Below are 12,507 nucleotides of genomic sequence, written 5' to 3'. Positions count from 1 at the left end.
CTCACGCCCTCACCTCGCCGGGCGGCGCCGCCGCCGCGACAGCGGCGCCCTCGCGCGGGACCGGGCCATGCATGGCACGGACAGCGGTCAGTTGCCGCCTGCGGCCCGGCGGGGCGAGTTTGACAGTAGTCATGGAAATCATGTTCAACTAACCTGGCACGACAAATCGGCCCCAGCATCGTGGGAGGTGCGCCGTGCACGGCTCGTCGACCGGGGAGCGGCTGCCGGACTGGCGTTTGACCCGGCAGCGGTACGCCGTGCTGCGCGTACTGCACGACTCCCCCGGCTTCATCTCCGCCCGGGAGTTGCACGAAGCACTGACGGCCGGAGGAACAGCCGTCGGGCTCACCACGGTCTACCGGACCCTCCGGACGCTGGAGCGGGACGGACACGTCGACGTCGTACGAGAAAAGGCAGGCGAGCGCCTCTATCGCCCGCGACCCGCCGACGGACACCGGCACTATCTGGTCTGCCGTCACTGCGGCCTGAGCCGGGCCGTGGACGCGGAGGTCGTCGAGCGATGGGCGGACGACGTGGCCACAGGCACCGGATTCGCCCAGGTCGAGCACACCGTGGAACTCACCGGCATCTGCGACCAGTGCCAGGAGAGGTCAACGCTTGGCAACGATTTTCATAATGATCAGACTGAAAGCTGGTCTTGACATTCGTTTCCACCTAGCGTTGGCGGTGACATCGCCCCATCTGTCGTGGAGGATCCATGCCCGCGTCCCCGTCCCGTCGCCTGGCGGCCCTGATATCCGGTGCCGGTCTGGCCCTGCTGGCAGGCTGCGGCAGCTCGTCGGACTCCGGAAACGGCGGGGGCGCCTCGGCGAGCCCGGCTTCCGACTCCGTTGTTCCGGTGGTCGCCTCCACGAACGTCTACGGCGACATCGTCAAGCAGATCGGCGGCGACAAGGTCGGCATCACGTCGATCATCAGCGACCCCGACCAGGACCCGCACTCCTACGAGGCCAACACCCAGAACCAGTTGGCCCTGTCCAAGGCGAAGGTCGTCATAGAGAACGGCGGCGGCTACGACGACTTCGTCGACAGGATGCTGAAGAGCAGCGACAACTCCTCCGCCGAGGTCATCAACGCCGTCAAGGTCTCCGGCAGGACCGCCCCCGAGGGCGGTGAACTCAACGAGCACGTCTGGTACGACTTCCCCGGCGTCGCCAAGATCGCCGACCGTATCGCCGCGGCCCTCGGCAAGGCCGACCCCGCGAGCGCCGCGACCTTCACCAATAACGCCGAGACTTTCAAGGCGAAGCTGAAACCGCTGGAGACCAAGGAAGCGGACATCAAGAAGCAGCACGGCGGCGAGGCCATCGGCATCACCGAGCCCGTGCCGCTGTACATGACCGAGGCGAGCGGCCTGGTCAACAAGACGCCCGAGGAGTTCAGCGAGGCCATCGAGGAGGGCGACGACGTCTCCCCGAAGATCCTCCAGGAGACGCTCGCGCTGTACAGCGGCAAGCAGGTCAAGGCGCTCGTGTACAACGCGCAGACCTCCGGACCGCAGACCGAGAAGGTCGAGGACGCCGCCAAGGCGGCCGGCATCCCCGTCGTGCCCGTCACCGAGACCCTGCCCAAGGGCAAGGACTACCTCGGCTGGATGACGTCGAACGTCGACGCGCTCGCCGCGGCCCTGAACAAGTGAGGCATCCGGTCATGGCCCCCGTACCACGGGCCCGTGCGGACGGGCCCCGCACCGAGAGGGGCGGCGCCGGCGCCGCGCCGGTGATCAGCCTGCGCGGTGCCGCGCTGTCCTACGGCGCGCGCACCGTATGGCGGGGAGTCGACCTGGAGGTACGGCCAGGGGAGTTCCTGGCCGTGCTCGGTCCGAACGGGTCGGGCAAGACCAGCCTGGTGAAGGCCCTGCTGGGCCGGCAGCAGCTGTCCGCCGGCACGCTGACGGTCATGGGTCACTCGCCCCGAGAGGCGAGTCGGCACCTCGGCTACGTGCCCCAGCAGGCGACGCTCTCCGCGCACGCCATGCTGCGGGCCCGCGACCTGGTGCGCTTCGGGATCGACGGTCACCGTTTCGGCCTACGGCCGCGTACCCGCGCCGTCCGCAGCCGGGTGGACGAGATCCTGGAGGCGGTCGGGGCCACCGCCTATGCCGACGTCCCCCTCGGCCTGCTGTCCGGCGGTGAACGCCAGCGCGTCCGCATCGGACAGGCCCTCGCCACGGACCCCCGCATCCTGCTGTGCGACGAACCGCTGCTCTCCCTCGACCTGAACCACCAGCGGGCCGTCACCGAACTGATCGACGCCCGGCGCCGCTCCCACGACACGGCGGTGGTCTTCGTGACCCACGAGATCAACCCTGTGCTCGACCTGGTGGACCGCGTGCTCTATCTGGCACCGGGCGCCCACCGCGTCGGCCCGCCCGAGGAGGTCCTGACCTCCGAGTCGCTGTCCCGGCTCTACGGCACGCATGTCGACGTCGTCCGGGTGCACGGCCGGATCGTGGTCGTCGGAGCCCCGGACGAGCCGGCCGTCCAGCCTCACCACACCGAGGAACTCCACAAGACCGACGGAATCCGCCCATGACACTCGCCGACGGGATCTGGCAGCAGATCTTCAGCTACGACAACTACGGCGAGCTCCTCGCCCTGGTCCGCAACTCCCTCATCGCGGGCGTCGCGCTCGGCCTGATCGGCGGCCTGGCCGGGGTCTTCGTCATCATGCGGGACCTGCCCTTCGCGGTGCACGGCATCAGTGAGCTGTCCTTCGCGGGGGCCTCGGCCGCGCTGCTGCTGGAGACGAACGTGGTGGCAGGCTCGATCGTCGGCTCGCTCGTCGCGGCCGGCGCGATCGGCGTCCTGGGCGCGCGGGCCCGCGATCGCAACTCGGCCATCGGCATCCTCATGCCGTTCGGCCTGGGCCTCGGGGTGCTTTTCCTGGCCCTCTACAAGGGCCGGGCGGCGAACAAGTTCGGCCTGCTCACCGGGCAGATCGTCGCGGTGGACACCCCGCAGACGGCGTGGCTGCTGGGCACGTCGGCGGTCGTGCTCGTCGCGCTGGCGGTGATGTGGCGGCCGCTGACCTTCGCCAGCGCCGACCCCGACGTCGCCGAGGCCCGCGGCGTACCGGTGCGCGGCCTGTCCTTCGCCTTCATGATCGTGCTCGGGCTCGCGGTCGCACTGTCGGTCCAGGTCGTCGGGGCGCTCCTGGTCCTCACCCTCGTCGTCACCCCGGCCGCGGCCGCCGCCCGCCTCACCGCCTCTCCGGTGCTCCTCCCCCTGCTGAGCGTGCTCTTCGCCGTGGCTTCGATCGAGGGCGGCATCCTGCTGGCCCTGGGCAGCTCCATCCCCATCAGCCCCTACGTCACGACGATCTCGTTCACCATCTACGCCGTCTGCCGGCTGGCGGGCAGCTACCGCACCCGCCGGTGGGGCGCCAGGAGGACGGCCCCACAACCCGCCTGAGCGTGGGTGGGACGTGCGTCCGCCTCCGGCGCCTGAGCTGGTCCTTCGCCCGTCAGGCGCCTCACTCTCAGGGCGGTCGACATCGGGCCTGGTTTGCGAGGCGCCTCCCGATGCCTCCCACAGGTATCGCAGCCGGAACAGCCGGCCGTCCTGCGCCAAGCCGCATCGCTCGATGTGAGAACGGAGGGCGCGGACGAATGGCGGCGGGATGGGCGCCGGACGGATCGCGGTCACCGCACGCCGCCCTACCGGTCGCCGTTCAGCGGGCCGGGTGCCGTAACTCGCCCTGAGCCGCCGATGCCGGCCAGCCGCAGGGCGCTGCCCGAGGCGTACCCGGCCCGGAGCTGCGGTTGCGCCCCGTCCGTCTGTGGGGGCCAGGCCCGTAGGATGCCGTGCCTGGCCCCGGTGGGTCAGTTCTCCAGGCGCCAGTGCTGGTTCGCGCCGCCCGAACAACTCCACAGCTGGATCTTCGTCCCGTTGGCGGTCCCCTGACCGCTGGCGTCCAGGCAGAGCCCCGACTGCGCCGCGGTGATCGTGCCGTCGGGGCTGATGTTCCACTGCTGGTCCGCCTGACCGTTGCAGTCCCAGATCGCCGCCGGCGTGCCGTTGCCCGCCGCCTGGCCCACGCCGAGGCACTTGTTGCCGTAGACCACCAGCTGCTTTCCGGTGCTGTAGGTCCACCGTTGGTTGGTACCGCCGTTGCAGTCCCACAGTTGTGCCTGCGTGCCGTTGGTCGTAGTGAGGTTGTTGATGTCGAGGCAGCGCCCGGACTGCTGACCGACGATCTTCTGGTTGCCGGAGGGCTCTGGCGGCGTCGGCGTGTTCGAGCCGAACTGTGTGAAGAACTGCCACACCGCCGCCGACGTCCAGGTGCGCCAGCCGCTGCCGGTGGAGCCCTCCACGGGACCGGGGTCATGGCCGCCGTCGAACGCGGCCCAGACGACCGGGTATCCGGACCGGCACCCGGAGTACGTGGTGATGATGTGTGTCAGGCTTCCCTGACGGGGCTCGGGCGGGTTCTGCCGGGTGCAGCCGTTGTTACGGACGAAGGTGTCGCGCAGTTCCCGTCCCAGTGAGATGGGCAGCACGTTGTCCCTGATGCCGTGCAGACCCATGTAGGCGATGGGCTGCGTGCCGCCGTTGCACCCGCTGAGGTTGGCGCCGGAGTAGACCGCGACCGCGCGGAAGACCGTGGCCCGGGAGCAGGCGAGGGCGTACGACATCCCGCCGCCGTAGCTGAAGCCCCCGGCGAACAACTGGGTGGTGTCGACGCACAGGCCGGCTTCGATCTGGTTGACCAGGGCGTCGACGAAGGCCAGGTCCTGGCCGCCGGGGTTGGCCCAGCCGTTGCCGTTGCCCTGGGGCGCGACGAAGATCGTGCCGTTGTTCGCGTTGTCCGCCAGGCGCCTGAGGCCGTAGTAGGACCAGTTGTACCCGTCCGTTCCGCCCGAGTCGACGTCGTTCGCGGTGCCGCCCCGCCAGTGGAAGCCGAAGATCAGCCGGTAGGGGCGGTTGCTGTCGTAGCCGGCGGGGACCCGCAGGATGTAACTGCGGTTCTGGCCGCCGCTCTGGATCGTGTGGTTTCCACTGGTCAGCGCCGGGGGCTTGCCACAGCCGGTGCTGGCCGCGGCGGTCCTCGTCACCGACGTGGGTGCGCCGAGGCCGCTGCTGAACGACGTGCCCGCGGCCGCCAGGACGAGAAGCAGCGCGGCCACGAGGGACATCAAGAGCGGTTTGCGTTTCATGCTCTCCTTCTTCCGTGGTCAGGGGAGTGACAGGGAGCGCGGGTGCTCATACGGGGGTGATGGTCCATTGGTTGTTGGTGCTGGAGTTCGGCGTCCACAGCACCGTGGTCGAACCGGACGTGGTGCTGCCGCTGCCGTCGAGGGCGGTGCCGGTGGCGCGGTTGACGATCTGGTAGCGGTTGTTGCCCAGGCTGCCCAGCGACCACTGCTGGTTGTCGCCGCCGTTCCACGCCTGCTGGCGGGCGGGCGCACCGTTGGCGGAGTTTCCGTAACTGTCGGCGACCATGCCGTTGGTGCGGTTCACGATGCGGTGGTAGCCGTTGCCGAGGTCGATCAGCTGCCACTGCAGGTTGGGGCTGCCGTCGGAGTTCCACTGCTTGAGGTTGGATCCGGAGGCGACGTTGCCGCCGCTGTCGAGCAGCAGCCCGCTGGTCACGTTGGCGATCTTCACCCAGGTGGTGGAGCCGCCCGGCGCGCCCAGGACGGGGATCTCACCGGAGAAGGTGAGTTTGACCGTGTACGCCAGGGCGCTGAACGGCGGGTTGGACGAGGGCATGGTGAGGTGCAGGCCCGAGGCGTCCTGGGTGGGTGCGGGCAGGTCGATGTAGGCGCCGGCGGTGTTGTCCAGCAGTTGCGCGCGCGTCAGGCTGCTGAGGTTGATCTGGTTGGAGTTGAGCGTCGTGATGTTCATGGTGCCGCCCTGCCAGCCCAGCGCGGTGGCGTAGAGGACCTTGTTGTCCTTGCTGCGGGTGAACCGGACGTCCTGCGGTTTGCCGGCCACCGGTCCGCTGAACGAGCCTCCGCCCATCTTGGTCGGGCCCTCGCCGTAGCTGGACCAGGAGCGGGTGGAATAGACCGCCTCTCCGAAGCGGCCGAGCCAGTCGCCCATGGCGAGCAGGATGGACTGCTGCCCGGAGGGGATGGTGCCGTCGGCCATCGGGGCGATGTTCAGCAGCATGCTGCCGCCCTTGCTGACCCGGTCGATCAGCGAGTGGAGCATGGCCTGCGTCGAGTAGTAGCCGATGCCGACCGTGTAGCACCAACTCGAGGAGGAGATGCTGTCGTCGGTCAGCCAGTAGGGGGTGAGCAGCCCCGCGGGGCCGCCGCGCTCGAAGTCGAAGACCTCACCCTTGTTGTTGAAGCCGTCCTTGTAGGTGGCGACGACGTCCTTGTTCCACGCGACCGCCTGGTTGTAGTAGTGCGCGAGGAACTGGAGCCGGTAGGACTCCTGCACCTGGTTCAGGGCGAAGTCCTGCCAGACCAGGTCCGGTCGGTAACCGTCGACGACCTCGATCAGCTTGTCGTACCAGAGCTTGTTCTCCGCGGACGCGCCCTGCTGGCCGTACAGGATGCGGAGCGTGGGGTTCGACTGGTACGGCACGTGGTCGTAGAAGCCGGTGAAGTGATAGGCGTGGTGCAGCGAGGCCATGAACTTCAGCCCCTGCGCGCGTATGGCCTGCGCGTGCAGCCCCACCAAATCGAGCCGGGGACCGTGCTGGACCGAGTTCCACGGGTTGGAGCGGCTGTTCCACATGGAGAAGCCGTCGTGGTGTTCGGCGACCGGGCCGGCGAACCTGGCGCCCGCGGCCTTGAACAGCCGCGCCCAGGCGTCCGGATCGAACCTGCCGCCCTGGGAGGCGAGCTTGGGCGAGAACTGCACGTGGTTGCCGGCCTTGTCGCGGGCGCCGTCGATGAAGTTGCTGTACGGCCACACGGAGGGGTCGCCGTAGGTGGCGATGTGGTGCCGGTTCTCGGCCGAGCCGCCGATGTACATGTTGCGCGGATACCACTCGTTCCCGAACGCGGGAACGCTGAAGGCGCCCCAGTGGTAGTAGATGCCGAACTTGGCGTCCTGGAACCAGGCCGGGGCCGGGGGGTGCTGGTCCACGGAGGACCAGCTCGGGGTGTAGCTCTGGGGGCCCTCGGTCGCGGCGGCGTCGGGTGCGAACCGCAGCAGGCCGACGGCTGTCGCAGCGCCGGCCGCCGCCAGCAGCCGGCGCCGGCTGAGCGGCAGGGAGGAGGAAGACATGGATGGAGGCCTCTCGGGGACTGTCGGAGCGGGAATCTCGGAGGAGGTGCGGGAGTCGGGGAGCGTCGAACCGGCACCGGATCAGTCGCGCGTCCACTTCTGGCTGCTGCTGCCGTTGCAGGTCCACAGCTGCAGCGGCGTGCCGTTGGCCGTTCCGGCGCCGGTGGCGTCCAGGCAGAGACCGGACTGGACACCGGTGACGGTGCCGTCGGCGTGGAGCGTCCACTTCTGGTTGGCGCCGCCGTTGCAGCCCCAGATGGTCACCTTGGTGCCGGGGCTGGTGCCCTGGCCGGCCGCGTCCAGGCAGTCGCTGCCGTAGACCCGCAGCTCACCGGCCGAGGTGTTCGTCCACTGCTGGTTGCTGCCGCCGTTGCAGTCCCACAGCGCCACCTGGGTGCCGGCCGTGTGCGACTGGTTCGGCACGTCCACGCACCGGCCGGAGGCGGCCCCGACGAGCGCGCCGGTCGTACCGCCGTCGTTTCCGCCGCTGCCGGGGGTGATGGACAGGTTGTCGAACTGCGCCGTCTCGCCCTGGCTGGTCCCGTAGCCGATCTGCCCGGTCGCCCAGGTGCTGTCGTTCGCGGAGCCGACCGTGGCACCGTCGACGACCGCGGTGATCGTGGTGCCGGAGAAGGTGAGGCCCAGGGTGTGCCAGCGGTTGGTGCCCAGCGCGGCGGTCGTGCCGCGGGCCAGGGTGGAGACGGTGCCGTTGGTGTTCGAGTTGAGGATCGACCAGGCCCCGGTGTCGCTCACCCGCAGACGGTAGGCGTTCTGCCCGCCGGTACGGTCGTAGTCGTGCCCTCCCGCACGGCCGATCAGCTCGACGTAGCCGGGCTGTTCGAGCAGCGCGTCCGACGAGAACGTGTAGTTGCCCCAGCTCACGTCGCCGAACAGCGCGTGCGGATCGGTCAGCGTGTCCCAGGTGATCGGCTTCTGTGGGCTCATCTGGCGCACGCACATCCCGCCGCGGCCGCCGCCGCAGCCCACCGCCTCGAAGGCGCCCTGCCAGTCCATGAGGTACTTGGCCTCGGTGCCGGTGGCGTTGCCGTCGAAGGAGTCGCTGTACGGCAGCTTCAGCGGGGCCTTGGCCGGGCCGGTGGCGGTGCCCTTTCCCTGTCCGGTCGTGGTGGTCAGGGTGTACATGTGCCCGGGCCGGACGGTCAGGCTGAAGGTGCCGCCGGACGGGGTGATGTCGGCGGCGTGCACGAAGTGGTCGGCTGTGTTGCCGGACCTGACGTCGGTGGACCAGACGTGGACGGTTCCGGTGGACAGCCCTCCGGCGACGTTGAAGTTCAGCGTCTGGTCGCCGCCGGCGTCCATCGTCTCGATGACCGTGGAGTAGTCGGAGTTGCTGGGGGACTTGAGCGACACGTAGCTTCCGTTGGCGCGGTTGCCTCCGATGTAGCCGCTGGAGGAGTCGAGGTAGCGCCACCCCGGGGCGGTGAACTGGCTGGTGTGCGCCATCACCCAGGCGTTCTTGCCGATCGAGTAGGCACCGGACCACGGCTGCGAGGCCAGGGCGAGACCCATCGTGGGGTACGGCAGGTTGGGGGTGAGGGCGGCGACGACCGGCCAGTTGAGGTAGGCGGTCATCCGTCCGTCGATGTACCCGCGGTTGATGCCGCGGGCCACGGCCTGCGCTCCCCCGTTGTAGTCGTCGGAGCCGTTCTCGCTCGCCCACAGGGGCTTGCCGGACGCCAGGGCGGCCGACGGGACCGAGCAGTTGGACTGAGCCGACCGGTAGCCGCAGGGATAGTGCGTGCCGATGGCGCTCACCCCGGCGGCGAACGCCGGGTTGGAGTTGATGTCGTTCGCCACGGCCCAGTCCGAGTCGGCGGCGACGATCTTGACGCTGCCGTAGCCGTTGCTGTTGAGGGCGCCGCGCAGCTGCTGGTACCAGGAGACGTTGTAGCCGCGCTCGTTCCACCCGCCGAGGTAGTCGATGCTCAGCCCGTGTTTCTTGGCGCAACCGAGCCAGGAGAGCGTGTAGTTGACCATGTCGGTGGACCAGAAGTTCCCGCCGCCGATCCAGCCGGGCGCGCCCCAGGCGAGCCCGTACAGCTTGATGCCTGGGTTGCGCGCCTTGGCCTGCTCCATCAGCCACCATTCGTAGCCGCGGTCGCAGTTGAGGTCGGACCGGGTGTGCTGGTGACTCGGTTCGGCCCCCGAGGTGGAGTTGGTGTCGCCGCCGATCTCCGCCTTGAGCATCTGGAGGGAGGCGCCGTAGCCGGGCCGGAACAGGTGGTCGAGGATCTGGCCGCGCTGGGGCTCGGGGTAGTCGACCAGGAGTCTGCTGTTGCCGCCCCCGCCGCTGATCGCGCCGACGCCGTCGAAGGTCCGGCCGCCGGACGCGCCGTTGATCGTGACGGAAGTGGCGGCCTGGGCCGGCGCGGCGGCCGTGCCGACGATGCCGCCGGCGGTCAGGAGGAGGCCCGCGAGCACGGCCGCTCCGGCGCGCAGGCGCCGTAACGGCCGTCCGAATGCTGACACGGTGGGTTCCTTTCGCAGGTGGGGTGGTCCGTGGCCGGTGGTGGCGGGTCCGGCCGCAGGGTGCGATGGCTGTGCGGTCAGCGGACGAAGAAGTCCTGGTTGGTGCCCGGCGTGTTCTTGCACTGCCACTGGTCCAGTTGCTGCCCCGGGTTGCCGCCGGCGCCGTAGACGTCCAGGCACAGACCGCTGTTCCTGTTCCGGAACGCGTAGGAACCGTCGGACTGCCGCACGGGCAGCCACAGGCTGCTCGCCGTCGTGCCGGGAGTCTGCCGGACGATGTTCGGGACGCCCGCCGTCGTGGAACCGCCGGCCACCGCGATGTCCAGGCCGGAGCGCCGGGCCCGCACTTCGCCGTAGCCGCCCGAGGCGGGCACGAACCGGAACTGCTGGTTGCCCTGCCCGTTGCAGGTCCACTGGTCGATCGCGGCACCCGGGTCGGCGGAGTCGCCGTTCACGTCCAGGCACAAGCTGTCGTGCGCCACCACGAGTTGCTGGTAGCCGTCCGGGAAGCCCCCGGCCCCGGACGAGACGGGGGTGAGATAGACGGCGAAGGCGTCGTGCGGGCCCTGGAACGTGAACGGCACGGTGATCGAGCCACCGGCGGTGCTCACGTTCTGGTCGTACACGGTCTGGGGGGGCCGCGAGTGGCGCCTGGTCCGGGATGCGGTGCACAGTGACGTGCGCACTGCCGTCGTTCGCCGGCCACGGCACCGACGACAGCCCGTTGAAGGTCACGGACGCCGCGCCCGTGTACCCGTTGGAGTCGCCGACGACCGCGACCGCTCGCCTCGCGGAGGCGTCCACGGCGGCCGAGATCGCCGTCGAGCCGACCTGGCCGGAGGTGTCGACGAGGGTCAACGGTCATGTCGGCGTAGTCCCGGAGCGCCCACCGGTTGCCGGTGGGCTGCCAGCTGCCCCCACGCCCGTCGACGGCCCGCGGGGCGACGCCAGGTTCACGCTCAGCGCCTTGCCCTCGGTGGCCTGGCTCAGGGGCGTCGACAGCAGCGGCAGCACGAGTGCCAGGACGAGGCCGGCCAACAGTGCCGGACGGCCGCGTCTCGCTCTGCTTCTCGTCCCCGTTCTCATCCTCGTCCTCATCCGATCCTCCTGTGATGGGGCGTGAAATGAGCTCAGCGGTAGCCGGCCGCGGTGATGTCGGCCTGTACGGCGTTGTCGGTCGCGTCGGAGGGGTAGCCGACGACGATGGCTCCTTCGTAGAAGGTGCCGGCGCTCAGGTTGGCGCCGCCGCCGGGCTTGCAGCAGTCGCCGCCGCTCCCCAGGACGATGGCCCCTTGCTTCTTCATGGGGCTGTATCCGCCGGGAAGTCCGCCGTCCCACAGCGTGGTCAGGCCACCGGACTGCGCGTTGCCGCCCTTGAGCGCGAACCTCGACGTGCCGTTGTTCTTCAGCATCGCCGACACGAACTTGCCGGGAAACGCCCGCTGGTTGGGGTTCCAGGACTGACTGCCGCCGGGATACAGGCCCCACTCGAGATCGGCCTGCACCCAGGGGCCGCTGCCGGCGCACCCGCCGAACCAGCACTGGGTACCGAAGTTGATCGCGTCCATCGCCCCGGCGGCGTCGGCCTTCCGGCTCGTCTCGCTGTTGCCGTAGTCGAAGCAGCAGCCACTGTTGACGTGGGTGCCGCTGGTCACCATGTACGCCCCTTCCGGAGCGGCACCGGTCGGCACTCCCGTCAGGTGGCCGTCCCGCCAGTAGCTGTTCCCGGGGTTGATGTACAGCGAGTAGGCCTTGGTGCCCCCGGCCGTGAGCGACTCGGAGGTCGCCTTCGCGGGGCTGCTCTGACTCGACCCGGGCACCTGGGCCGATCCCTGGTACCACAGGTCGTTGCCGTGTCCGGACTGGTCGCGTACGACGGTGATCACGCATGAGGTGTTGACGCAGAACGAGTCCTGCGCCGCCGCGTCGGCGAAGCCGCCGGGCACCAGCACGCCGATGTCCCTGGTGGCGTTGTCCGAGGAGCGCCTGACCTGGTACAGGGAGCCGTTGTACGAACGCTGCAGTGCCCGCACGGTGCTGTGCGCCGCCACGCACGGCGTGCCGCCCGCGGCGTAGATGTCGCAGGGGCCGGACCCGCCGGGCGGAGGCGGAGGCGGGGGCGCCGGGTTGCTCCACTTCTGGTTGCTCTGGCCGTTGCAGGTCCACAGGATGACCGCGGTGCCGTTGGCCGTTCCCGCTCCGCTGACGTCCAGGCAGAAGCCGGATGCCGCACCGGTGACGGACCCGTCGGAGTTCCGTCGCCACACCTGGGCCGGCCGGCCGTCGCATGCCCGGATGACCACCGGGGCTCCGGGAGTCGTCCGGTTGTCGTAGGCGTCCACGCACCGGGTGCCGCCCATCGTCCTCAGCTCACCCGCCGACGTGAGCTCGAAGGCCTGATTGGCCTGGTCGTTGCAGTCCCAGATGTCCAGCGCCGTTCCCGGCGTGTCGACGTTGCCCTTGACATCCAGGCACCGCCCCGACGCCGAGCTCACCAGGGTCGCCGCCGACGCCGCTGACGGCCAGGACGGCGCGGTCGCGACCAGGATGGCCAGCAGTGCCATGACGCATACGGTGGCGGCCGCCGGTAAGAGTCGTCCGAGAGCCGCGGGGCTCCGGGGCGGAACGAATGAAGGCTGCATTCTGTTCCTTGATATGTGGGGGAAGGGGACAGAGAGTGCCGTGCCTGTCCGAAGGGGCCAGGACGCTCTGGAGCATCCACAGGGAACCCTCAGACATCCCATGTCGATAGTGATTCCATACGCCTCTCGCGCTGTCAATAGACGTGTCGCTCTACGTCAGAACCCCA

The 12,507-nt window shown here is 69.6% G+C and carries 11 protein-coding genes; 5 read left to right on the top strand and 6 right to left on the bottom strand.

Going from position 1 to position 12,507, the window contains the following annotated elements:
* Position 1: 1 nt before the first annotated feature.
* Positions 2-133: a hypothetical protein gene (locus tag ACIOC0_RS01550; RefSeq protein ID WP_402150955.1), complete on the bottom strand. Its 132-nt coding sequence runs from the start codon at positions 131-133 to the stop codon at positions 2-4.
* A gap of 61 nt (positions 134-194) precedes the next feature.
* Here ACIOC0_RS01550 and ACIOC0_RS01545 point away from each other — a divergent pair, with 61 nt between their 5' ends.
* From ACIOC0_RS01545 to ACIOC0_RS01530, 4 genes are read left to right on the top strand one after another with little or no spacing between them, the layout of a single operon-like run.
* Positions 195-662, top strand: a complete 468-nt coding sequence (locus tag ACIOC0_RS01545; RefSeq protein ID WP_402150952.1) for a Fur family transcriptional regulator — start codon at positions 195-197, stop codon at positions 660-662.
* Between the two features lie 56 nt (positions 663-718).
* Positions 719-1,660 carry a metal ABC transporter solute-binding protein, Zn/Mn family gene (locus ACIOC0_RS01540; protein WP_402150949.1) on the top strand — a complete coding sequence of 314 codons (942 nt, stop codon included), beginning with the start codon at positions 719-721 and terminating at the stop codon, positions 1,658-1,660.
* 11 nt (positions 1,661-1,671) lie between these two features.
* Entirely contained in the window at positions 1,672-2,556 is an 885-nt protein-coding gene (locus ACIOC0_RS01535; protein ID WP_402150946.1) for a metal ABC transporter ATP-binding protein, read from the top strand.
* Positions 2,553-3,434, top strand: coding sequence for a metal ABC transporter permease (locus tag ACIOC0_RS01530; protein ID WP_402150943.1), 882 nt, complete (start codon positions 2,553-2,555; stop codon positions 3,432-3,434). Before ACIOC0_RS01535 ends, ACIOC0_RS01530 begins: the two co-directional genes overlap by 4 nt.
* Before the next feature lie 410 nt (positions 3,435-3,844).
* Here the strand turns inward: ACIOC0_RS01530 and ACIOC0_RS01525 are convergent, their stop codons facing one another.
* The 4 genes from ACIOC0_RS01525 to ACIOC0_RS01510 form a co-directional block, all read right to left on the bottom strand.
* On the bottom strand, positions 3,845-5,158 hold the full coding sequence (locus ACIOC0_RS01525; protein ID WP_402153132.1) for an RICIN domain-containing protein: 1,314 nt from the start codon (positions 5,156-5,158) through the stop codon (positions 3,845-3,847).
* 67 nt (positions 5,159-5,225) lie between these two features.
* Positions 5,226-7,208, bottom strand: a complete 1,983-nt coding sequence (locus tag ACIOC0_RS01520) for an alpha-L-fucosidase (protein WP_402150940.1) — start codon at positions 7,206-7,208, stop codon at positions 5,226-5,228.
* Between the two features lie 81 nt (positions 7,209-7,289).
* A complete protein-coding gene (locus ACIOC0_RS01515; RefSeq protein ID WP_402150937.1) occupies positions 7,290-9,698 on the bottom strand; it encodes a ricin-type beta-trefoil lectin domain protein in 2,409 nt (802 codons plus the stop codon).
* A 77-nt stretch (positions 9,699-9,775) separates the two neighbouring features.
* Entirely contained in the window at positions 9,776-10,309 is a 534-nt protein-coding gene (locus tag ACIOC0_RS01510; protein ID WP_402150935.1) for an RICIN domain-containing protein, read from the bottom strand.
* 62 nt (positions 10,310-10,371) lie between these two features.
* On the opposite strand from ACIOC0_RS01510, the gene ACIOC0_RS01505 reads away from it, so the two are divergent.
* Positions 10,372-10,821: a hypothetical protein gene (locus ACIOC0_RS01505; RefSeq protein ID WP_402150932.1), complete on the top strand. Its 450-nt coding sequence runs from the start codon at positions 10,372-10,374 to the stop codon at positions 10,819-10,821.
* A gap of 7 nt (positions 10,822-10,828) precedes the next feature.
* On the opposite strand, the gene ACIOC0_RS01500 is transcribed toward ACIOC0_RS01505, so the two are convergent.
* The gene (locus ACIOC0_RS01500; protein ID WP_402150931.1) at positions 10,829-12,262 is read right to left on the bottom strand and encodes an arabinofuranosidase catalytic domain-containing protein; all 1,434 of its coding nucleotides are present in this window, start codon (positions 12,260-12,262) and stop codon (positions 10,829-10,831) included.
* Between the last annotated feature and the right edge of the window lie 245 nt (positions 12,263-12,507).

This window comes from Streptomyces sp. NPDC088254 (assembly GCF_044740925.1).
Classification (GTDB): domain Bacteria; phylum Actinomycetota; class Actinomycetes; order Streptomycetales; family Streptomycetaceae; genus Streptomyces.
This window is presented reverse-complemented; position numbering and strand designations above follow the sequence as displayed.

Coding starts and splice junctions, on each gene's coding strand:
- ACIOC0_RS01550 (WP_402150955.1), bottom strand. CDS start 133: ATGACTACTGTCAAACTCGCCCCGCCGGGCCGCAGGCGGCAACTGACC.
- ACIOC0_RS01540 (WP_402150949.1), top strand. CDS start 719: ATGCCCGCGTCCCCGTCCCGTCGCCTGGCGGCCCTGATATCCGGTGCC.
- ACIOC0_RS01535 (WP_402150946.1), top strand. CDS start 1,672: ATGGCCCCCGTACCACGGGCCCGTGCGGACGGGCCCCGCACCGAGAGG.
- ACIOC0_RS01530 (WP_402150943.1), top strand. CDS start 2,553: ATGACACTCGCCGACGGGATCTGGCAGCAGATCTTCAGCTACGACAAC.
- ACIOC0_RS01525 (WP_402153132.1), bottom strand. CDS start 5,158: ATGTCCCTCGTGGCCGCGCTGCTTCTCGTCCTGGCGGCCGCGGGCACG.
- ACIOC0_RS01520 (WP_402150940.1), bottom strand. CDS start 7,208: ATGTCTTCCTCCTCCCTGCCGCTCAGCCGGCGCCGGCTGCTGGCGGCG.
- ACIOC0_RS01500 (WP_402150931.1), bottom strand. CDS start 12,262: ATGGCACTGCTGGCCATCCTGGTCGCGACCGCGCCGTCCTGGCCGTCA.